The organism is Archangium sp., from assembly GCF_036277355.1.
In the GTDB taxonomy this organism is placed as follows: domain Bacteria; phylum Myxococcota; class Myxococcia; order Myxococcales; family Myxococcaceae; genus Archangium.
The window spans coordinates 25,845-46,482 of record NZ_DASUNC010000154.1; the positions used below are offsets into that span (position 1 = coordinate 25,845).

General features: G+C 69.4%; 17 protein-coding genes. 2 read left to right on the top strand and 15 right to left on the bottom strand.

The window, feature by feature from the left end; genetic code table 11:
- The 6 genes from VFZ09_RS38345 to trmFO all read right to left on the bottom strand — a co-directional run bounded on the left by VFZ09_RS38345 (position 1) and on the right by trmFO (position 7,308).
- Positions 1-1,173, bottom strand: a complete 1,173-nt coding sequence (locus VFZ09_RS38345; RefSeq protein ID WP_329732779.1) for an aspartate aminotransferase family protein — start codon at positions 1,171-1,173, stop codon at positions 1-3.
- Positions 1,174-1,275: 102 nt separating this feature from the next.
- The gene (gene hslU, locus VFZ09_RS38350) at positions 1,276-2,673 is read right to left on the bottom strand and encodes an ATP-dependent protease ATPase subunit HslU (RefSeq protein WP_329732737.1); all 1,398 of its coding nucleotides are present in this window, start codon (positions 2,671-2,673) and stop codon (positions 1,276-1,278) included.
- Positions 2,674-2,685: 12 nt separating this feature from the next.
- Positions 2,686-3,213, bottom strand: a complete 528-nt coding sequence (gene hslV, locus VFZ09_RS38355; protein ID WP_329732738.1) for an ATP-dependent protease subunit HslV — start codon at positions 3,211-3,213, stop codon at positions 2,686-2,688.
- Between the two features lie 201 nt (positions 3,214-3,414).
- On the bottom strand, positions 3,415-4,323 hold the full coding sequence (locus VFZ09_RS38360; RefSeq protein WP_329732739.1) for a tyrosine recombinase XerC: 909 nt from the start codon (positions 4,321-4,323) through the stop codon (positions 3,415-3,417).
- A gap of 43 nt (positions 4,324-4,366) precedes the next feature.
- Entirely contained in the window at positions 4,367-5,965 is a 1,599-nt protein-coding gene (locus tag VFZ09_RS38365; RefSeq protein WP_329732740.1) for a gliding motility protein, read from the bottom strand.
- Positions 5,962-7,308 carry a methylenetetrahydrofolate--tRNA-(uracil(54)-C(5))-methyltransferase (FADH(2)-oxidizing) TrmFO gene (gene trmFO / locus VFZ09_RS38370; RefSeq protein WP_329732741.1) on the bottom strand — a complete coding sequence of 449 codons (1,347 nt, stop codon included), beginning with the start codon at positions 7,306-7,308 and terminating at the stop codon, positions 5,962-5,964. Before trmFO ends, VFZ09_RS38365 begins: the two co-directional genes overlap by 4 nt.
- Positions 7,309-7,573: 265 nt before the next feature.
- On the opposite strand from trmFO, the gene VFZ09_RS38375 reads away from it, so the two are divergent.
- Positions 7,574-7,960, top strand: coding sequence for a TraR/DksA family transcriptional regulator (locus VFZ09_RS38375; protein WP_329732742.1), 387 nt, complete (start codon positions 7,574-7,576; stop codon positions 7,958-7,960).
- Between the two features lie 69 nt (positions 7,961-8,029).
- Here VFZ09_RS38375 and VFZ09_RS38380 read toward each other — a convergent pair whose 3' ends face one another.
- From VFZ09_RS38380 to pgeF, 8 genes are all read right to left on the bottom strand, one after another.
- A complete protein-coding gene (locus tag VFZ09_RS38380; RefSeq protein ID WP_329732743.1) occupies positions 8,030-8,620 on the bottom strand; it encodes an ExbD/TolR family protein in 591 nt (196 codons plus the stop codon).
- Complete coding sequence (locus VFZ09_RS38385) at positions 8,621-9,142, bottom strand: biopolymer transporter ExbD (protein ID WP_329732744.1); 522 nt, start codon at positions 9,140-9,142, stop codon at positions 8,621-8,623.
- Positions 9,143-9,149: 7 nt separating this feature from the next.
- On the bottom strand, positions 9,150-9,905 hold the full coding sequence (locus VFZ09_RS38390) for a MotA/TolQ/ExbB proton channel family protein (RefSeq protein WP_329732745.1): 756 nt from the start codon (positions 9,903-9,905) through the stop codon (positions 9,150-9,152).
- A gap of 101 nt (positions 9,906-10,006) precedes the next feature.
- Positions 10,007-12,640, bottom strand: a complete 2,634-nt coding sequence (gene topA / locus VFZ09_RS38405) for a type I DNA topoisomerase (protein WP_349257911.1) — start codon at positions 12,638-12,640, stop codon at positions 10,007-10,009.
- Positions 12,641-12,648: 8 nt separating this feature from the next.
- The gene (locus tag VFZ09_RS38410; RefSeq protein ID WP_329732746.1) at positions 12,649-13,773 is read right to left on the bottom strand and encodes a DNA-processing protein DprA; all 1,125 of its coding nucleotides are present in this window, start codon (positions 13,771-13,773) and stop codon (positions 12,649-12,651) included.
- A gap of 182 nt (positions 13,774-13,955) precedes the next feature.
- The gene (locus tag VFZ09_RS38415) at positions 13,956-15,206 is read right to left on the bottom strand and encodes a LysM peptidoglycan-binding domain-containing protein (protein WP_329732747.1); all 1,251 of its coding nucleotides are present in this window, start codon (positions 15,204-15,206) and stop codon (positions 13,956-13,958) included.
- Positions 15,207-15,228: 22 nt separating this feature from the next.
- Positions 15,229-16,125 carry a tetratricopeptide repeat protein gene (locus tag VFZ09_RS38420; protein ID WP_329732748.1) on the bottom strand — a complete coding sequence of 299 codons (897 nt, stop codon included), beginning with the start codon at positions 16,123-16,125 and terminating at the stop codon, positions 15,229-15,231.
- Between the two features lie 23 nt (positions 16,126-16,148).
- Positions 16,149-16,919, bottom strand: coding sequence for a peptidoglycan editing factor PgeF (gene pgeF / locus VFZ09_RS38425; protein WP_329732749.1), 771 nt, complete (start codon positions 16,917-16,919; stop codon positions 16,149-16,151).
- Positions 16,920-17,035: 116 nt separating this feature from the next.
- On the opposite strand from pgeF, the gene VFZ09_RS38430 reads away from it, so the two are divergent.
- On the top strand, positions 17,036-18,949 hold the full coding sequence (locus VFZ09_RS38430; RefSeq protein ID WP_329732750.1) for a diguanylate cyclase: 1,914 nt from the start codon (positions 17,036-17,038) through the stop codon (positions 18,947-18,949).
- 134 nt (positions 18,950-19,083) lie between these two features.
- Here the strand turns inward: VFZ09_RS38430 and VFZ09_RS38435 are convergent, their stop codons facing one another.
- Positions 19,084-20,541, bottom strand: a complete 1,458-nt coding sequence (locus VFZ09_RS38435; protein ID WP_329732751.1) for a trypsin-like peptidase domain-containing protein — start codon at positions 20,539-20,541, stop codon at positions 19,084-19,086.
- Positions 20,542-20,638: the final 97 nt, after the last annotated feature.

Consider the following 20,638-nt stretch of genomic DNA (forward strand, 5'->3'; position numbering starts at 1 on the left):
TCAGGACTTGAGGGCGCGCTCGAGGATGCGCACGCCGTGGTCCAGGTCGTCGTTGGCGACGGTGTAGGCCGGGGCGAAGCGGATGGTCTTCTCGCCGGCGGCGTTGACGAGCATGCCCAGCTCGCGGCACTTCGTGATGAAGGGCGCGGCGTCCTGGAAGAGCTCCACGCCCACCAGCAGGCCCATGCCGCGCGCCTCCTTGATGACGGTGGGCAGGCGGCCCTGGAGCTCGCGCAGGCGCGAGAGGAAGTACTCGCCCTTCTGGGCCACGTCGCGGAGCATCTGCGGCTCGGTCACCTTGCGCACGACGACGTTGGCGGCCACGGCGGCGATCAGGTTGCCACCGAAGGTGGAGCCGTGGGTGCCCGGCACCAGGCTCTTGCCGGCCTCCTCGGTGCACAGCATGGCGCCAATGGGCAGGCCGTTGCCGAGCGACTTGGCCAGGCTGATGCCGTCCGGGAGGATGCCCTCGTGCTGGTAGGCGAAGACCTTGCCGGTGCGGCCCATGCCGGTCTGGATCTCATCCACGAGCAGCAGCAGGCCCTTCTCGTCGCACAGGGCGCGCAGGGCCTTGAGGAAGCCCGGAGGCGCCTGGCGCACGCCGCCCTCGCCCTGGATGGGCTCCACGAGGATGGCGGCGGTGTGCGGGCCCACGGCCTTGCGCACGGCCTCCAGGTCCCCGTAGGGCACGTGGGTGAAGCCGGCGGGCAGCGGCTCGAAGCCCTTCTGGTACTTCGGCTGGCCGGTGGCCGTGACGGTGGCCAGCGTGCGGCCGTGGAAGGAGTTCTCGAAGGTGATGACCTCGTAGCGGTCCGCGTTGCCCCGATCCTTCTGGACCTTGCGGGCCAGCTTGATGAGGGCCTCGTTGGCCTCCGCGCCCGAGTTGCAGAAGAAGGCGCGCTGCAGGCCCGAGGCGGTGGTGAGCCGGGCGGCCAGCTCGATCTGCGGCTCCGAGTAGAAGACGTTGGAGACGTGCCAGAGCTTCTCGAGCTGGGCCTTCACGGCGACCACCACCTCCGGGTGGCAGTGGCCGAGCCCGCACGTGGCGATGCCGCCGAGCAGGTCCAGGTACTCACGCCCATCCGCGTCCCAGACGCGCGAGCCCAACCCGCGCTCCAGAACGATGGGCTGCTGCTTGTAGTTCTGCAGCAGGTGGGCCTTCGCCTTGTCCATCCACTCCTCGTTCTTCCCGGGAGCGGCGGTCTGCGGGGCGGCGGAGTCGATCTTGGCGGTTCGGGTTGGCGTGGTGAGCGGCACGTGGGCTCCTGGGTGTGACTAGAGGATGTAGCGCGACAAGTCCTCGTCCTGGACCACGGAGGCGAGGCGCTCGCGCACGTAGGCGGCGTCTATCTGCAGATCCTTCGGTCCCTGCTCGCTTGCATGGAAGGATACATCGTCGAGCAGCCGCTCCAGAACCGTATGCAGCCGCCGTGCCCCGATGTTCTCGGTGCGCTCATTGACGGCCTGCGCAATGCGGGCGAGCTCCAGGATGGCGTCATCGGAAAAATCCAGACGCACACCTTCGGTGGCCAGCAGGGCGGTGTACTGGCGGATGAGGGAGTTGCGCGGCTCGCGGAGGATGCGGACGAGGTCCTCGCCGCTGAGCGGATCCAGCTCGACGCGGATGGGGAAGCGGCCCTGGAGCTCGGGGATGAGATCGCTGGGCTTGGAGACGTGGAAGGCGCCCGCGGCGATGAAGAGCATGTGGTCCGTCTTCACCTGGCCGTACTTGGTGTTGACGGTGGAGCCCTCGACGATGGGGAGGATGTCGCGCTGGACGCCCTCGCGGGACACGTCCGGGCCGGAGCCCTTCCCCGCCCCCTCGCGGCTGGCGATCTTGTCGATCTCGTCGATGAAGATGATGCCGCTGGTCTCGGCGCGCACCAGCGCCTCGCGGTTGACGCGATCCGTGTCCACCAGCCGGGCGGCCTCCTCCTGCTCCATGAGCCGGAGGGCCTCGGGGGCACGCACCTTGCGGCGGCGCGAGCGGCTCATGCCGGGCATGTTCTTGAAGAGATCCTGCAGGTTGACGCCGATCTCCTCCATGCCCTGGCCGGAGAAGTTGCGCAGGAAGGTGGGCGAGCCGGTGTCGGAGAGCTCCACCTCGACCTCCTGGTCATCGAGCGTGCCGGCGCGCAGCTGGGCGCGGAGCTTCTCGCGCTCCACATCCCCGAGCCGGGGCGCGGCGGGCGTGGGCGGAGGCGCCATGAAGCCGATGCCGCCGGACGGACGCGAGGGCGCGTTGCCGGAGAGCAGCTGGGCCAGGCGGTCCTCGGCGATCTCGACGGCGCGCGCGCGCACCTTCTCCACCTCCTCGTCGCGCACGAGCGCGATGGCGGCCTCGACGAGGTCGCGCACCATGGACTCGACGTCGCGGCCCACGTAGCCGACCTCGGTGAACTTGGAGGCCTCCACCTTGACGAAGGGGGCCTGGGCGAGCTTCGCCAGCCGGCGGGCGATCTCCGTCTTCCCCACGCCGGTGGGGCCGATCATGATGATGTTCTTGGGGTGGATCTCATCGCGCAGCTCCTCGGGGACCTGCTGGCGGCGCCAGCGGTTGCGCAGCGCGATGGCCACCGCGCGCTTGGCGGCGTTCTGTCCGACGATGTAGCGGTCCAGCTCGCCGACCACCTCGCGAGGGGTGAAGGCGGGGATCTTGCGTGCGTTGCTCACGGTGATGCCCCCTCAGAGCTCTTCGATGGTGATGTTGGAGTTGGTGTAGACGCAGATGTCCGCGGCGATCTGCATGGCGTGGGTGGCCACCTCGCGCGCGGGCAGTTGCGTGTGCGTCATGAGCGCGCGGGCGGCGGCGAGCGCGTAGGAGCCCCCACTGCCCACGGCGGCGATGCCGTGGTCGGGCTCGATGACGTCGCCCGCGCCGGAGAGGATGAAGGTCTTCTCGCGGTCGGCCACGATGAGCAGGGCCTCCAGGCGGCGGAGGAAGCGATCGGTGCGCCAGTCCTTCCCGAGCTCGACACAGGCCCGGGCGAGGTTCTTCTGGTGCTCCTTGAGGCGGGCCTCGAAGCGCTCGAAGAGGGTGAAGGCATCGGCGGTGCTGCCCGCGAAGCCGGCGAGGACGGAGCCATCGCCGATCCGGCGGACCTTCTTCGCCGTGTTCTTCATGATGGTCTTGTCGAGACTGACCTGACCGTCACCCGCGATGACGACCTTCGACTCTCGGCGCACGCAGAGGATGGTGGTGCCATGGAACATGCCTGGGGGTTTAACAAGGGGACGCGGGCGTTTCCACGATTCCCCGAGCGGTTGTTCGCCCCTTCACCCTGCCCGGCAGTAGCGCCGACGTGCAGGTGAATCAGGCGGGCTGAACCCGGGAGACGTGGCACCCTCACCCCGTCCCTCTCCCGGGGGGAGAGGGGAAATCTGGCGCGCGAGGATATCTGGCGCGCGGGGATATCAGGCTCTGGGGTGCGCGGCGTCGTAGACCTGCTGGAGCTGCTCCCAGCTCACGTGCGTATACCGCTGCGTGGTGGACAGGCTCGCGTGGCCCAGCAGCTCCTGGATGCTGCGGATGTCCGCCCCGCCCCCGAGCAGGTGCGTCGCGAACGAGTGGCGCAGCGCGTGCGGGCTCACCTTGCGCTGCAGCGCGCACTGCACCACGTACGTGTCCAGGTGCCTCCCGATGCTCCGCGGCGTCAGCCGGCCTCCCCGGTAGTTGAGGAACACCGCCTCCGCGTCCTGCCCCTCGCGCTCCACCGCGAGCAGCTCGTCCCGGCGCGCCAGGTACGCCTCCAGCGCCCGGATGGCCTGCGCGTTCACCGGGCACAGCCGCTCCTTGCTGCCCTTGCCCATCACCCGGATGATCCGCCCGCTCCGGTCCACGTCCAGCAGGTTCAGCCCGCACAGCTCGCTGATGCGCAGGCCTCCGCCATAGAGAATCTCGAGAATCGCCCGGTCCCGCAGCCCCAGCACCGTCTTCTGCGACGGCATGTCGAGGATCGCGAACAGCTCGTCCACCGGCAGCACCTTGGGCAGGCTCTTGGGCAGCTTCGGGCTCTTCACCAGCTTCGCCGGGCTGCCCGGCAGCAGCTTCTGCCGTACCAGGTACTTGTAGAAGCTCTTGATGCTCGCCAGGCGCCTCGCGCGGCTCGTCGCCGCATGGTCCACCGTCAGCGTGCCCATGTAGCCACGGATGGCCGCGTGCGAGGCCGCCAGCAGTGACAGCTTCATCCGCTCGACCAGGTAGCGCTCGAAGTCCACCAGGTCGATCATGTAGTTGCGCACGGTGTGCGGACTCGCGCCCTTCTCGTCCTCGAGGTGGACACGGAACTTCTCCAGCAGCGGCGACAGCTCGGTGGTGCTCATGGGCGGCCTCAGCGTAGACCCAACCGGGCCGCCCGCAAGCTTCTCACGGCTGGGCCGGCGCCACGTACACCCCGGCGTTCGCGCCCTTCAGCACGTACACCGCCAGCGAGTCGTTCTGCCCCGCGAAGTACGCCGGCAGCTGCGCCCCCTGGTCCAGCGTCTTCCGCACCTGCGTCTTCACGTCGTACACGGCCACGTCGAACGTGTCCGAGTCCATCCGCGCCGACGTGGCGAGAATCCGGTTGCCGTCGTCGGACAGCTTGTAGCTGTAGATGCCCTGCAGCCACGTCTGGGGCTGCGCCTGCGCGTCCTTCGGCAGCGGCAGTGCCTTGAAGTCGCAGGCACGGCCCTCGCGGATGCAGCCGGCGCGGAACACCAGCGCCCCCGGAGCGAAGCCGTAGCCGAACACACCCGGGTGGGCCTTCTCCGCCTTCTCCGCGCCCACCTGGTACAGCATCAGGTCCACCGAGTAGATGGGCTTGAGGAAGCGCGAGAGGAAGGCCACGTACTTGCCGTCCTTGCCCCACGTGAAGTTGGGCACGCGGCTGCCCACCAGCTTCGGCTCACCGTCCGGCAGCGCCACCACGCCCATCAGCCCCGCCCCCGCCGGCAGGTCGTACTTCGCCAGGAAGCCCAGCGCCTGCGAGTCCGGCGAGAAGGCCAGCTCCTTCACGCGCTCGCCCACCTTCCGCCCCGGCTCGCCCGAGGCCGGGCCCACGTACAGGTCCCCCGGTACCTCCGGCTTGCCCCCGTCGTTGCGCGCCAGCCACTTCGAGTCCGGTGAGAAGGCGAACGCCGTCGTCCCCGTGGCCACCTTCCGGCCCGTCAGCTCCGGCACGTCCGCCACGTACAGGTCATACATCCCCGCGAGCGCGGGGTTGCGCACCTGGTACGCCACGTGCTTGGAGTCCGGCGACAGCACGTAGTCGCCCACCTGGTCCGCCAGCTTGCGCGGCTCGGCCGGCTTGCCCGCGGGCTCCTCCACCGGCACCGCCAGCAGCCCACCGGCCGCCGCCAGCCGCCGCTTGAAGAACAGCGTCTTGCCGTCCGGGGAGAACTCCGCCGTGGACACCTCGCCGCCCACCTGGCGGAAGGGCCCCTTGGGCAGGGGCCCCAGCTTCAGCACTCCGCCGTCCACGAAGGCCAGCTTCGTCCCGTCCGGGCTCGGCAGGAAGTACCCCACCGAGTCCCCCAGCTTCTGGGGCTCGGCGCTCGGGTCGCTCAGGGCCAGCACGTGCAGCGCGCCGGACTGGTTCGCCAGGTTGTACCCGGTGAGGTACAGCACGTGCTTCGAGTCGGGAGTGAACAGCATCCCCCCGGGCACGTTGGTCACCCCGTCCCCCAGCTGGCGCGGCGAGCCGCCCGTCACCGGCACCACGTTCAGCGTGCCCAGCCGCATCTGCGGAGGAATCCCCTCCACCGCCGGCTTGCGCGTCTTCGTCAGGAACATGGCGAACTGCCCATCCTCCGTGACACGCAGGTCCTCCGCCGGGCCCTCGGCCAGCATCACGCCCAGTCCCCCCACGGCCGCGCCAGAGCGGGCCTTCCCCTGCCCTCCTCCGCCGCCCTTGTCCTCGCCCCGCTTGCACCCCACCAGCGCGAGCGCCAGCAGCGCTCCCGCCATCACGCTTCGTCGGTTCATGCGGTCCCCTGGTGCTCCTGTGCCGGCGGCACGCTCGGCAGCCACGTGGCCATGTCCGCCCGTGCCCGCTCCGCGTAACGCGCCCGCTTGTCCGCCTTCTTCACCCGCCCCGGCAGCGGCGGGAACAGCCCGAAGATGACGTTCGAGGGCTGGTAGTCATAGTCCGGCGGGTGCGCCTCGCCCGTCACGTGACGGTAGAGCGAGCCCATCGCCGTCGTGGCCGGCGGCGGGACGAACTCGCGCCCCGTCAGCCGAGCGTACACCGCCAGCGCCGTCAGGTACCCGCACGCCGCCGACTCCACGTACCCCTCCACGCCCGTGATCTGCCCCGCGAAGAACAGCCGCGGCTCCGCCTTCAACGACAGGTCCCTCCCCAGCAGCCGCGGCGAGTCGATGAAGGTGTTGCGGTGGATCTGCCCCATCCGCAGGAACTCGGCGTTGGCCAGCCCCGGCACGCACGTGGTGAAGATGCGCTTCTGCTCGCCCCACGTCAGGCGCGTCTGGAAGCCCACCATGTTCCACGACGTGCCCGCCTTGTCCTCCATGCGCAGCTGCACCACCGCGTACGGCTCCTCGCCCGTGCGCGGATCCGTCAGCCCCACCGGCTTCATCGGCCCGTAGGCCAGCGTGTCGTCGCCTCGATCGGCCATCACTTCGATCGGCAGACAGCCTTCGAAGTATCTGGGTTCCTCGAAACTGTGCGGCTGCAGCTTCTGGCCCGCCTTCACCTCGGCGATGAACCGGTAGTACTCCTCCTTGTTCATCGGCAGGTTGATGTAGTCGTCCCCGCCGCCCTTGCCGTAGCGGCTGGCGCGGAAGGCGATGTTCATGTCGATGGAGTCCCCCGCCACGATGGGGGCGATGGAGTCGTAGAAGTAGAGCTTCTCCCCCACGTACCGCTCGAGGTCCTTCGTCAGCGCATCCGAGGTGAGCGGCCCGGTGGCCACCACGACGATCCCCTCGGGCAACGTGTCCACCTCGCCCGGCACCACCTCCACGCCGGGAGCCTCGCTCACCGAGCGCGTCACCGCCGCCGAGAACGCCTCGCGCTCCACCGCCAGCGCGTCGCCCGCCGGCACCCGGTGCGTGTCCGCGCACCCCAGAATCACCGACGACAGCGTCCGCAGCTCCGCGTGCAGCAGGCCGATGGCGCTCTCCGGGTTGTCCGAGCGCAACGAGTTGGAGCACACCAGCTCCGCGAACTGGTCCGACTTGTGCGCCGGTGAACGCCGCTGCGGCTTCATCTCCCGCAGCGTCACCGGCACCCCGCGCCGCGCCAACTGCCAGGCGCACTCGCTGCCCGCCAGTCCGCCGCCAATCACCGTCACCCGCTGAAGCTTCACGTCTCGGCTCCCTCTCTCCACGGGCCGACACCCGCCCGTCCGCCAACTGTTAGCAGGAGCCCCACCCCCTGTCCCACCCTTCCGTTCCTGCATGTCCACCCCCCACATGCCGGGCTCCTGCCCGCCTGCCCGCTCCTCGGCCATCCGACAAGTAGGACATTCAGAAACAGTTTCCCTACCTGCCCATGGCTCCTAGGTTTTCCCCGTTCATCGCGCGGGGAATCAGGCCGGGCGACGCAGTGCACCATTGACGGAGCGGCAGGCCATGAACCGAACCAACGACCTCTTGAAGATCCGCGAGCTACTCCAACGGCGCCGCCGGGACATCCTGATGGCCACCCAGGGAGCGCAGCGCGAGCTCTCGTCGCTGAAGGACCAGGAGCGCGATCCCGAGTACGAGGAGAACGCCCAGGCGGAGCTGGCGGACTACACCCTCTCCAGCCTGATGGAGGCGCAGCGGCGCGAGGTGATGCTCATCGATGCCGCGCTGCGTCGCATGGACACCGGTGTGTTCGGCACCTGCGTGGACTGCGGCTACGACATCCCCATCGAGCGGCTGGAGGCGCTGCCCTTCGCCATCCGCTGCGAGGAAGACGCCACCCGGCACGAGCTGGAGGTGCGCGGCGGCCCCCAGGCCACGCCGACCATCTAGCGCTCCACAAGAGCACGGGAGGTGCACGCGAGTGCACGGGCCGCGGGGGCCTCCGGGAGACCGGGGGCTCTACTGCGGCTTGCCCTCGTCCTGGAGCACGACGAAGCGGTAGTTCTCCAGCTCGTTCTGCCCGGCGGTGTAGAGCACCGTGAGCAGCATGTCGTAGGGGATGGCCTTGTCCGCGATGATGGACAGCTCCCGGCTGAAGGGAGCCGCCGGGTTGCGCTCGGCGATGTACTTCAGCTTCTCCACTTCCTTCTTGAGCTGGGCATCCAACGCCGTCACCACCCGGCCCTGGAGCGCCTCGGGAGGAATCTGCCCCTTCACCAGCCGCAGCACTTCCTTCTCCCCCACGAGGATGTTCTTGGGGGTGACGGTGACCACGACGGTGTCCTTGGGCGTGGCGCGCGTGGAGGACACCGGCGGGCGCACGTCCTCGCTGGCCGTCATCGCCGCCGAGGACGAGGCGAAGGACTTCAGGAGGAACACCAGGAGGATGGTCATCATGTCCATCATCGCGGTGATGTTCAGCTCCTTGATCTCCCCGGCGGCCTCGCGCTCCTTGCGCTTCTTGCGCGCCAGGGCCTTGCGGTAGCGCAGCCGCTGCAGCCGCTCGTCGTCCGCGGGCACCTGCTGGGTCGTCTCGCCCGTGGCCGCCATCTAGAGGGCTCCCAGGGTGACGTCCGGGAAGAGCTCGCGGTGCGGCCTCTCGCGCGTCTCGCGGATGGCGTCCATGGTCTGGATGAGCGTGTCGTACGGAATCTCCGGATCCGCGGCGACGATGACCTTGGTCTCGGTGGGGAAGGCGCTCTTGATCTTCACCATCTGCGCGTTGAGGGACGCGTAGTCGTACGAGCCATCCGCCCCGAGCGGCACGGTGGGAGCGCCGTCCTGGCCGAGGATGGCGTTCTCACTGTTGATGAAGTGCCCCTTCTTGCTGATGAGCACGCTGAGCACCAGGCGAGGCTGGTCCGGGTTCTCCTGCGGGGCCACCGAGGTGCTGGGGCCGCCGTAGCTCGGCGCACTCACGTTGACGATGCCGAACGCCGCCAGCCCGTTGATGGACAGCAGCATGAACAGGATGAGGTTCATGAGGATGTCGAGGTACGGGACGATGTTGAGCTCGCCCATCTCCTCTTCCTCGCGCGGCTTGAGCTTCCGCCTGGAGTAGTAGAACGCCATGGGCGCCTCAGGCGGCTCGGGCCTCGTCGATCTGCGTCTCGCCGGCGGCCTTGCGCGCCAGCAGGTTCTCCAGCTTGAGCGCGTTGAGCTCCATCGTCTCCACCATGCTCTTGGCGTACGAGGTGAGGAACAGGTGGAAGATGATGCACAGCACCGCGATGGAGAGCGCGAAGGCCGTGTTGTTCATCGCCTTGGAGATACCGTCGGACAGCAGGGCCTGCTTCTGCTCGGCGGGCACGTTGCCGAGCGCCTGGAAGGTGCCGATCAGACCGAAGATGGTGCCGACGAGTCCCACCAGCGTGGCGATGTTGGCCAGGGACCACAGCCAGGGGATGCGAGCGCCCACGTGGGGGCTGTTCTCCACCAGCGCCTCCTCCACGGCCTTGGCGACCTCGATCTCGCCGCGGTTGGCGCGGGTGAGGCCGGCGCGGATGATCTTGGCCAGGGGCGAGTGGGGAGCGGCGGCGCACAGCTTCACGGCGCGGTCCACGTTGCCGGTCATCACCAGCTTCGTCACCTGCTCCATGAAGGGCGGCGCGTTGAGGTTGTAGCGGAACATCAGCGTCACAATCCGCTCCAGGGCCACCGCGAGCGCGGCGGCCAGCCAGAACAGATTGACGAACATGAAGGGGCCACCGTCCTTGAAGAACTTGATGGTGGAGTCCACGACGCCGAGCCTGGCCGGCGCCGCCTTCACGGCCTCCGCCGCCGCCGGGGCCTGGGTGAGGACCACGTCCAGCAGCTCGCTCAACATGGGAATCATCGGGAAGGGGGTCCTTTCCACCAAACTTCTAGAGGACCCCCCTCCGGGGTGTCAAGCCAGGGGCAGGCCATGCCCCTGAAATCCTTGAACTTTCAGCCTCTTCAAGCGGCCGAGGAGGCATCCGGACCCGCCGGGGCGGGCGTGGCCGCGGTGGCCGCGGCGGCTGCGGCGGCGGCCTCCGGCTCGACGATCTGCCGGCGGTAGTCGCACTCCTTGTTGGGGCAGGCGATGAAGGGGCCGTCCCGCTTGGAGTACTTCTGCACCAGGTAGGGCGCCTGGCAGCTGGGGCACGCCTCCGGCAGCGGCCTGTCCCACGCGGCGAACTTGCAGTCCGGGTAGCGGTTGCAGCCGAAGAAGACCTTGCCGAAGCGGCTGCGGCGCTCGGTGAGGTAGCCCTGCTTGCAGTCCGGGCAGTTCACCCCGATGGAGATGGGCTTGGACGTCTTGCACTCGGGGTAGCCCGAGCACGCGAGGAACTTCCCGAAGCGTCCGCGCTTCACCACCATGTTCTTGCCGCAGTTCTCGCACATCTCGTCCGTCGTCTCTTCCTCGACGATGACGATCTTCCCCTCGGCGTCGCGCTTGAAGTCCTTGGTGTTCTTGCACTCGGGGTAGTTCGAGCACGCGAGGAAGTGGCCCATCTTCCCCCACTTGATCACCATGACGTTGCCGCACTTCTCGCACGCCACGTCGGTCTTGATCTCCTCGCGCTTGACGTCGCGCATCTCCGCTTCGGCCTTCTCGAGCGTCTCCTTGAAGGGCGCGTAGAAGTCCTGCAGCACGGCCTTCCAGTTGGCCCCGCCCTCGGAGATCTGATCCAGCTTCTCCTCCATGCTGGCGGTGAAGGCGACGTCCAGCTCGTGGGGGAAGTGCTTGACGAGCAGCTCGTTGCAGATGACGCCCAGGTCCGTGGGACGGAAGCGCCCCTCGAGCTTCTCCACGTACTTCTTGTCCTGGATGGTGGAGAGGATGGCGGCGTACGTGGACGGCCGGCCGATGCCCTGCTCCTCGAGCTCCTTGACGAGGGTGGCCTCGGAGAAGCGCGGGGGCGGCTGGGTGAAGTGCTGCTCGTTGAGCAGCTTCTGCAGGTTGAGGGTGAGGCCCTCGTCGAGCACGGGCAGCTCGCCCACGGCGTCGTCGTCGGACTCCTCGCCAGCGGCGCGCGCCTTCTCCTGGGCGGCCTCCTCCTCGGGGGTGAGGCTGGCGCCGTAGACGGCCAGGTAGCCCGGGAACTTCAGCGTGGAGCCCGAGGCCCGGAAGGTGGCCCGGCCCGCGGTGATGTCCGCGCTCGTCTGATCGTACACGGCCGGCATCATCTGGCACGCCACGAAGCGGTTCCAGATGAGCTCGTAGAGGCGGAACATGTCCGCGGCCATGTCGTCGTTCATCGCGTCGAACTGCGCCTTCACCTTCGAGGGCGGGTACTCGAGCGACGTGGGACGGATGGCCTCGTGCGCGTCCTGGGCACCCTTCTTGGTGCGGTACACCACCGGCGCCTCGGGCAGGTAGTCCTTGCCCCAGGTGGCACCGATGAAGTCGCGCACGCCCGCCACCGCCTGATCCGACAGACGGGTGGAGTCCGTACGCATGTACGTGATGAGCGCCGTCTGGCCCTCCTCGCCGAGCATCACGCCCTCATAGAGCCGCTGGGCGAGCGCCATGGTCTTCTTGGCGGTGAAGTGCAGCCGGTTGGCCGCCTCCTGCTGCAGCTTGGAGGTGATGAACGGAGCGGGCGCGTTGCGGCGCCGCTCGCGCTTGTCCACCTTGGACACCACGAAGGAGGCGCCCTGGACGTCCGCCACCAGGCCGTCGGTGGTGGCCTTGTCCTTCAGCTCCACCTTCTTGCCGTCCACCCTGGACAGCTTGGCCTTGAAGGTCGGCGGTCCCGAGGGCCCCTGGAGGAGCGCGTCCAGCGTCCAGTACTCCTGCGGGACGAAGGCCTTGATGGCGTCCTCGCGCTCGCAGATGAGGCGCACGGCCACGGACTGCACGCGGCCGGCGGACAGACCCCGGCGCACCTTCTTCCAGAGCAGCGGGGAGATCTGATAGCCCACCAGGCGGTCGAGAATCCGGCGCGTCTGCTGGGAGTCGTAGTTCTCCTGGCTGAGCTGGCGCGGATGCGCGATGGCCTCCTGGATGGCCGGCTTGGTGATCTCGTTGAACATCACCCGGTAGGCGTTGTCGTGGCCGAGTTGCTGGTGGATGTGCCAGGCAATGGCCTCGCCCTCGCGGTCGGGGTCCGTGGCGAGGAAGACCTTGTCCACACCCTGGGCGGCCTTCTTCAGCTCGTTGAGGACCTTCTCCTTGCCCTTGATCACCTCGTACTGGGGCTCGAAGTCGTGCTCGATGTCCACGCCCATCTTGCTCTTGGGCAGGTCGAGGATGTGGCCCACGGAGGCCTTCACCGTGTAGCCGGAGCCCAGGTACTTCTTGATCGTCTTCGCCTTGGCGGGCGACTCGACCACCACGAGGTAGTGCGGTCCCTTGCCCCGCTTGGGGGACTCCGTGGCCTCGCCGTCCTCGGCGTCGACCTCGACGGTGGGCAACTCCTCGTCAGCGCCCTTGCGCCGCGCGGAGGCCTTCTTGGCGGCGGTCTTCTTGGCCGCCGTCTTCTTCTTGGCGGCCGTCTTCTTGCGCGCCGCCGGCTTCTTCTTGGCGGCCGTCTTCTTGGCGGCCGTCGTCTCCTCGACCTCCATCTCGCCCGCCGTTGCCGTCTTCTTCGTGCGCGTCGCCATGATTCTCCTCAAACCTTCTCGTACAACCTTCCAGGGTGCTGGATGACGAGCCCCGACAGCTCGAGCTCCACCAGCGCGCTGGTGAGCGCTCCGGGGGAGAGCCGGCTACCGGCCAGCACCTCATCAAATGACCTGGGAACCCTGTCCAACACCTGGTAGGCCCCCCTCGCTTCCGCCGAGAGCTCTTCCTGCCACGACGAGCCCTCCGTTGGCGGGACCACCCGCAGGGGATGGAACCCCACGGCCCGCCAGACTTCCTGAACGGAGAGGCATGCCCGGGCATGACCGTCCCGGATGAGCGCGTTGCAGCCAGCCGCCCCCTCGTTCATCACATCGCCGGGCAGGGCCAGCACCGGCCGCCCCTGCGCACGGCCCGCCTCCGCCGTGTAGAGGCTGCCCGAAGTGGGCCCCGCCCGAAGGACCAATACCGCGTCCGATGCCCCGGAGATGAGCCGGTTGCGCCGGGGAAACGTCGTCGTGCTCGCCCGGACACCGGGCGGCAGCTCGCTGAAGAACACCCCACCCCGGGCCAGGAAGTGCGGCAGCAGCTTCGCCTGGGCGGGATCCAACTCGTCCAGCGCCGAGCCCAGGAAGGCCCACGTCTCGCCCCCCGCGTCCATGGCGCCCCAGTGGCAGGCCCGGTCCACCCCGGCGGCGGCCCCCGAGACGATGCCCACCCCACCCTCCGCCACCTGCCGGGCGAAGGTGCGCGCGAAGGGAAGGAATCCCTGATCCGGGTGCCGGCTGCCCACCATGGCCACCCGGCGGCGCGGAGGGCCCACCTCGCCCCGGTAGAAGAGCAGCGGGGGCGCGTCCTCGGTTCCGGCCAGGCGCGCGGGGTAGGCCGCGTCCCCCTGGAAGGCCACGCCCATGCCCACGGCCGCGCAGCGCTCCAGCACGCGGTCCGCCAGCGGGCCCAGCTCGGGCACCTCCAGCAACCGGCGACGCACGGGCACGGGCAGGGGTGCGCCTCCCACCCACTCCCTCACCGGGCAGGCGGCCAGACGGGCGAGCTCACCCCGGGCATAGGCGCGCAGACGCTCCAGTGCCCTCGGGCCGAGCCCGGGGACTGCCCAGAGTGCCAGGAGCGCACGCCGCTCCGCCATGTGCCTGTCCGTCGTGATGTCCACCATACCCGACCCCCTCCTGGAGCCCACCTATATAGAAGATGGGTCCGACGGGAAGGGGGCGGGACACATAAACACCGGGCTGGCGATGGTCAAGCGGCACGTCCCCCGCGGTAGGGGTCGGCCGAGCCGATCCAAGGGGTTCCGTGCCCCGTCCAGGGGGGCACGCGGTGCCACCCCGGGGTGCCTCAGCGCTGGGCGGAGGGCTGCCCGTTGTTGATGCGCATCACCGCGCGATCCCCGGGCGCCACTTCCTGGATGGAGTACGTGAGCACGCAGTTGGAGGTGCGCTCCTTCACCTCGGTGACGAGGCACAGGGCGACGTTCTCCATGGGCAGCTCCGGCCCCTTCTTCTTCTTCTGGTTGGGCAGATCCAGCTCCAGCACGCGCTTCTTGGTGGTGTCCCCCTCCCGGAGGATGGTGAAGGTGTTGCCCACCTGCACGCCATCCGCGCTGCCCTTGTCGATCACCAGGAAGTGGTGCTCGGCGGTGAGTGTCAGGTACGGCACGAGCGCGGTGACGATGTAGCCCTGGACCTCCTTCTCGTTGCGCCGCTGGGCCACCGACTCCACCAGCCGCTCACCATAGGGGCCCACCAGGTCGCCGCGCATCACGGCGTCCCACGTGTCCATGACCTGCGCCTTGACGAAGTTGTCGCCCAGCGCCACCACCTTCAGGGTGCCGACGAACTCGGTGAGGTAGCCGATGGGCTTGCCCGTCACCGGGTGCTTCACGGACTCGGCGGTGTGGAAGATGACGTACCGGTCCCCGATCTTCGCGTCCGCCTTGCGCTTGAAGCGCACGTAGGCCACGTCCGGGAAGGACAGCATCTCCGCCCCGGTGGCGGCGCCCTCGATGCGGCCCGCCTCGTCCAGCTCGCGCGAGGTGACGAAGCCCTGCGTCATCACCGTGCGCGACGCCTTGGGCTCGAAGCCGATCTTCCCCGTCACCGAGACCAGATCCGCGCCATTGGCCGGGCCCATCTCGGTGGACTCGGCGATCTCCCCGGTCTCGGCCACCATCTCCATGGGCGCCGGGCCCACGCCCGCCTCCACGCGCGAGGGAACCTCCTCGCCCGCGGGGAAGAAGCGCACGTTGTTGCCGGGGTAGATCCAGTGCGGGTTGGCGATCTCCGGGTTGTAGGACCAGACCTTGGGCCAGTACCAGGGGCTGCCCAGGTACTTCTGGGACAGGTCCCAGAGCGTGTCGCCCTTCTCCACGGTGTGGACCTCGCCGGGAGCCGACTCGCGGCCCCCCTGGCCCGGGGGAATGGCGATCTGACCGGGCCGGGGCTGGGCGGGCTGCTCGTCGGCCACGTCGGCCCCCTCGGTCTCTTCGCCGGCCTCGGGCTCCTGCGGGTCCTCCGCGTCCTGCGCCCACACGGCGGGCGGCGCGAGAACGGCGGCGAGAAGGAGCGAGGAGAAGATCCGCGAGCGCATCGGAGGACTTCCTTTCGGACAGCTAGTGCGAGAGGGAGGCGAGCCGCTGCTCCGCCTGCGTGGCGGCGGCCGTTCCCGGGAACTGGGTGAGGATGCGGGTGTAGAGCGCCCGCGCGTCGTCTTTCTGGTTGAGCCGCAGCCGGCACTCGGCCAGCCGCAGCATGCCGTCCAGCACGGCATCACCGGCCGGATAGCTGGCGATGAGCCGCTCGAAGGACTGCGCCGCGGCGGCGTGATCCTTGAGCCCCATCTGCCCGAGCCCGCTGAAGTAGAGCGCGTTGTCCGCGCGCGGGTGGCGGGGATTCTGCTCGGCGAAGGCCCGCAGGCGCGTCACCCCGCCCTCCACGTTGCCGGTGCGCAGCGCCGCCACCGCCTGCTCGAACTCGGCGTCCAGCACGGCCGTGGCCGCCTCATCCTCCTTGGGATCGGACACCGCGGCCATGGCGGGGGCGGCGTCCTCCTCGGGCGAGGGGCTGATGAACATCTCCATGTCGTCGGGCGCGGGCTCGACGACGGCCACCCGGGTGGGCAGCGGAGGCGCGGGCTCATTGCGAGGCTTGAGCTTCACCACCGCGAGCTCCGGCGTGCTGTAGCCGGACGAGGCCGGGGCGGCGGGAGACGCGGGGGCGGAGGCCTCTTTTGCCGCGGCCGCTGCCGGAGCGGCGGCGCGAGACTGGCTCACGCTGGCGTGCAGCTCCACACGCTCCAGCCGCTTCTCCAGGCGCGCCTGGGTCTCGCGCATGGCGCGTACCTCGGCCTTCAGCTCCGCCAGCTCCGACTGGGCGGGACTGGTGGTGGCGCAGGCGGTCAGCGCACACAAGGGCGCGATGGCGAAGAGTCGGCGAATGATGCGGTGCTCCAGCACGAGGCTTCGGGGGATCCGTCCGGGAGGATAGGAAGCGGTGTCGGAGACCGTCAAGAAATCGGCCTGGAGGACACCCCTCAGAACCGGTGTACCACGAAATCGAGGTGACGGCCGGTGCGCCCCGCGTCACGCCGGTGCGAGAAGAATCGCTCCGCATCACACGCGGTGCAGTGAGGGAGCACATCGACGTGCGCCGCCTTCAGCCCCGCTCCCAGCAACGTGTCCCGCACGGCCCGTGCGAGATCCAACCGCACGTCCGCTCCCTCGCGCACCACCACCTCCGGACCGAAGCCCTCGGTGAAGCGCTGGCCCAGGTCCTCTGAGACGACGTAGCAGCAGCGCTGGATGGACGGGCCCACCGCCGCGAGCAGCCGCTCGGGCCGCGAGCCCCGGGCCACCAGCGTCTCCACCGCCCGCGCCACGATGCGCGCCTCCGTCCCCCGCCACCCCGAGTGCACCGCCGCCACCCGCCGTCCCTCCGGGTCCACCAGCAGGATCGGCACACAGTCCGCCGTCCCCACCGCCACCCAGTGCTCCGGCCGCTCCGTCCACAGCGCGTCCGCCTCGCCCTCCGTTGGCCGCAGCGCGCCCGTCCCCTCCCCCGCTCCCACCTCCACCACCCGGTCTCCATGCACCTGACTCACCCTGTGCAGGGCCTCGAGCGCCGCGCCCGCCATCACCGCCAGGCGCCGATGGTTCTCCTCCACCCGCTCTCGGAGGTCACCCACCGAGAAGCCCAGGTTGAGCGAGGCATGAGGTCCCTCGGACACGCCTCCCGCTCGGGTGGTGAATCCATGGGGCACGGGCAGCAGCGAGGATGTCACCAATGACGGAGGGTGCGCGGACATGGGCGGCTTTCTTGGAGGGCTCGTGAGGCAATCACACCATCGAATGATTTCCGACGGTGACCGTTTGACAGTGTGCGTTACCCGATCTGACAATCCGAGAAACTTACAGGGGCATTATGGCTTTGGGTCTCGACACCGTTGGCAGGAAGCTCCTCTGGAGCGTCGGCCTGCCCGGTCTGCTCGCGGCCTTGCTGGGTCTGGGCTACTTCTGGCGTGAGGCGCAGATCGCCGCCCGGGACGCCACGCACGACGAGGCGATGGTGCTCGCGGAGTTCGTGGCCACCACCTTCCGGTTGCCCACGCCCGAGGGCCTCCCCCCCCACTTCCCCGTCTCCGAGCTGATGCAGTCGGACACCCGGCTGCTGCGCTCCACGGCGGAGCTGAACATCCTGTCCCCGGATGGCCACATCCGCTGGTCCGTGAGCCCGCGGGAGGTGGGCACGCGGCACCCGGACGCCGAGCGCCTCGCGGCTCCCGGGCCCCAGTGGGCGCGCTCGGATGCCCACGAGACGGAGGTGCTCCGCTCGCTCGGGGAGAAGGCGTGCGAGGGCTGCCATGCCGGAGCCCAGGACACGCGGGTGGGCATGGTGCACCTGCGCGTGGCCGAGCCCGTGGTGCACCGCGAGCTCACCCATGCCCTCGGCGCCGCGCTGGTGGCGGTGCTGGTGCTGGGCGCCATGCTCATCGTCGCCACCGGCACCTCCCTGCACTTCTTCCTCACCCGTCCCCTGCGCCGGCTGACGGCCGCCATGCGGCGCGCCGAGGAGGGCGACTTCCTGGTGCGCGCCGAGGTGCGCGGCTCGTCGGATGAGATCTCCCGGCTCGGCGCCGCCTTCAACGCCATGCTGGCGCGCATCACCTCCATGAAGGCCGAGGAGATCGACACCCACCGCGATCTCCAGGTGACGAAGTGGAAGCTCTCCCTCAAGGAGGAGCTGGAGGAGCGCATCGCCGAGCTGGCCCTGCTCTTCGACGTGGCGCGCTCGGTCAACTCCACCATCGAGCTGTCCGAGCTGCTCTCGCGCATCACCCAGCTGGTGCCCGAGCGGCTCCACATCCCCGACTTCTCCATCATGCTCGTCAACGCGGAGGGGCTGCTGGAGGTCAAGAGCACCTTCCCGGAGCACCCGGAGCTGGAGGGCATGACGGTGCAACCCGGCGACGGGGCCAGCGGGCGCGCCGCGGAGCTGCAGCGCGTGGTGTACGTGCCGGACGTCACGGATCCCTCGAGCGCCTTCGCCCGGAACGGGCTGATGCCTGGGCACGACACGGGAGCGGTGCTGTGCATCCCCATGGTGCACATGGACTCGGTGCTCGGCGTGCTCAACTTCCGGCGCCCCGAGGTGGCCAGCTTCGCCCCCGAGGAGCTGGAGCTGCTCACCGCGGTGGCCGATCAGGCCGCCACGGCGGTGAAGAACGCCATGCTCCACGCCGAGGCGGTGAAGCTCACCATGACGGACCCCCTCACCGGGGTGCCCAACCGCCGTCACCTCTTCGCGCGCCTGGAGCTGGAGGTGGCTCGTGCCCAGCGCTTCGGCACGCCCGTGTCCATCCTCATGGTGGACATCGACCACTTCAAGAAGCTCAACGACGCCGCGGGCCACCGCGCCGGTGACGAGACGCTGCGCAAGGTCTGCGATGTGCTCCGCGCCCGCCTGCGCAAGGTGGACACCCTCGCGCGCTACGGCGGCGAGGAGTTCATGCTCGTCCTCTCCAACGTCTCCAAGAACGACGCCTTCGACGTGGCCGAGAAGCTGCGCCGCTCCATCATGGAGGCCCCCCAGCTCGCCGCCCCCACCCAGCCCGGCGGCCACATCACCGTCTCCATCGGCGTGGCCACCATGCCCACCGACTCCACCACCCAGGACTCCCTGGTGGATTGCGCCGACGCCGCCCTCTACGCCAGCAAGCGCGCCGGACGCAACAGCGTCACCTCCTACGCGCCCGGCATGGAACTGCACCCCGGCCGCGAGCGCGGACTGGCCCGCCCCAACGATCCCTCCGCCCCCACCACCATCGCCAAGGCGTGAGTTCTGGGCCCGCAGTAGAAAGGCCCGCGTCACCACGGCGGTGACACGGGCCTGAGCCTGGGATCCTCGATACCCTCACCCCGTCCCTCTCCCGAGGGGAGAGGGGTGGATGCTGGGGTGGGTTCTCGAGGGGGCTACGGGACCTGCAGGGCTCGCAGGAAACGGCCGCTGCCCGGCACCTCCACGCGCAACAGCAACGTGCTGCCCGCGGGCGCCTTGCGGATGATCTTCGCCAGCTCCTCCGCGCTCCGCACCGGCTTGCGATCCACCTCCACCACCACCATCCCCGGCGCCAGATCCGCGCGCTCCGCCGGCGAGCCCGGCAGCACGTCCGTCACCAGCGCCCCCTGCTCCGAGCGCAACCCCGTCCGCTCGACGATCCGCGGGTCCACGTTGCTCAACGACACGCCCACCCGCGCCTTCGACGACTGCTCCGTCTCGTCGCCGCCACGCCGCGGACGCGCGCTCACGCCCTCCCGGTCCGGGCGCGTCCCGAGCTGCACCTTCAGCGCCTGCTTCTTCCCGTCCCGGAAGACGTCCAGCGTGGAGGTCGTGCCCGGCTTCTTCAGCGCCACCGTGCGCGTCAGCTGGCCTCCCGAGCCCACCTTCTGCCCGTCGATGGCCACGATGACGTCGTCCGCCCTCATGCCCGCCTTGCCCGCCGGAGAGCCCTCGTTCACCTGCGACACGATGGCGCCCTCGTTGACCGGCAACTGCATCGCCTTGGCCAGGTCCTGCGTCAGATCCTGGATGCCGATGCCCAGCCACGCACGCGTCACCGCGCCGTCCTTCTCCAACTGCGGCATGAGCGCCTTCACCAGGTTGCTCGGCACCGCGAAGCCGATGCCCGTGCCTCCACCCACGATGGCCGTGTTGATGCCCACCACCTCGCCCTTCAGGTTGAAGAGCGGGCCACCCGAGTTGCCCGGGTTGATGGCCGCGTCCGTCTGCAGGAAGTCGTCGTACGGGCCCGAGTGGATGTCGCGCGCTCGCGCCGACAGGATGCCGCTGCTCACGCTCGAGGCCAGGCCGAACGGGTTGCCGATGGCCACCACCCAGTCACCCACGCGCAGCGCGTCCGAGTCTCCCAGCTTCACCGTGAGCAGGTTCTCCACCTTGCCCTTGAGCCGGATGAGCGCCACGTCCGTGAGCGGATCCGTCCCGACGACCTCCGCGTCGAAGCTGCGCCCATCGTCCAGGCGCACGCGGATGGCCACCGCGCCCTCGACGACGTGGTTGTTGGTCAACACCAGGCCCTTGGGATCGATGATGAAGCCCGAGCCCGAGCCCTGCCGGATCTGCTCGCGCCGCTGGCCCCGGCCTCCCTCTCCGCCTCCGAAGAAGCGGTCCATGAAGGGATTCTCCCCCTGGCCGAAGCCGGAGGCCTTGGACTGCACGTCCACGTTGACGACCGCCCCCTTCACGGACTCGACCAGCGGGGCGAGCGAGGGCAGGGCCTGCGCTTCCCGGGTGGCCGGCTGGGCTGGAGGAGGAACGGAAGGAGCCGCCGTCTGAGCCTGCGTCAGCACCGGCAGCGCTACGATGAGGGCGCCCGTGAGAGCACGCCGCGATGCATTCAGTCGCTTGATCATGGTCTCTCCCGAAATAAGACGGAAAGACGTCAAGGCAAGGAGGATGGGCCCTGCCCGCGCGACTGGGAAACACTGAAGCCCCCCTTCTCTTCCCGAG

What these genes read in the sequence shown, in the direction of transcription:
- VFZ09_RS38430 (WP_329732750.1), top strand. Translation starts at nt 17,036, where the DNA reads ATGGCTTTGGGTCTCGACACCGTTGGCAGGAAGCTCCTCTGGAGCGTC.
- pgeF (WP_329732749.1), bottom strand. Translation starts at nt 16,919, where the DNA reads ATGTCCGCGCACCCTCCGTCATTGGTGACATCCTCGCTGCTGCCCGTG.
- VFZ09_RS38435 (WP_329732751.1), bottom strand. Translation starts at nt 20,541, where the DNA reads ATGATCAAGCGACTGAATGCATCGCGGCGTGCTCTCACGGGCGCCCTC.
- VFZ09_RS38365 (WP_329732740.1), bottom strand. Translation starts at nt 5,965, where the DNA reads ATGAACCGACGAAGCGTGATGGCGGGAGCGCTGCTGGCGCTCGCGCTG.
- VFZ09_RS38385 (WP_329732744.1), bottom strand. Translation starts at nt 9,142, where the DNA reads ATGGCGTTCTACTACTCCAGGCGGAAGCTCAAGCCGCGCGAGGAAGAG.
- VFZ09_RS38345 (WP_329732779.1), bottom strand. Translation starts at nt 1,173, where the DNA reads ATGGACAAGGCGAAGGCCCACCTGCTGCAGAACTACAAGCAGCAGCCC.
- VFZ09_RS38415 (WP_329732747.1), bottom strand. Translation starts at nt 15,206, where the DNA reads ATGCGCTCGCGGATCTTCTCCTCGCTCCTTCTCGCCGCCGTTCTCGCG.
- VFZ09_RS38410 (WP_329732746.1), bottom strand. Translation starts at nt 13,773, where the DNA reads ATGGTGGACATCACGACGGACAGGCACATGGCGGAGCGGCGTGCGCTC.
- VFZ09_RS38390 (WP_329732745.1), bottom strand. Translation starts at nt 9,905, where the DNA reads ATGATTCCCATGTTGAGCGAGCTGCTGGACGTGGTCCTCACCCAGGCC.
- VFZ09_RS38380 (WP_329732743.1), bottom strand. Translation starts at nt 8,620, where the DNA reads ATGGCGGCCACGGGCGAGACGACCCAGCAGGTGCCCGCGGACGACGAG.
- VFZ09_RS38375 (WP_329732742.1), top strand. Translation starts at nt 7,574, where the DNA reads ATGAACCGAACCAACGACCTCTTGAAGATCCGCGAGCTACTCCAACGG.
- hslV (WP_329732738.1), bottom strand. Translation starts at nt 3,213, where the DNA reads ATGTTCCATGGCACCACCATCCTCTGCGTGCGCCGAGAGTCGAAGGTC.
- topA (WP_349257911.1), bottom strand. Translation starts at nt 12,640, where the DNA reads ATGGCGACGCGCACGAAGAAGACGGCAACGGCGGGCGAGATGGAGGTC.
- VFZ09_RS38360 (WP_329732739.1), bottom strand. Translation starts at nt 4,323, where the DNA reads ATGAGCACCACCGAGCTGTCGCCGCTGCTGGAGAAGTTCCGTGTCCAC.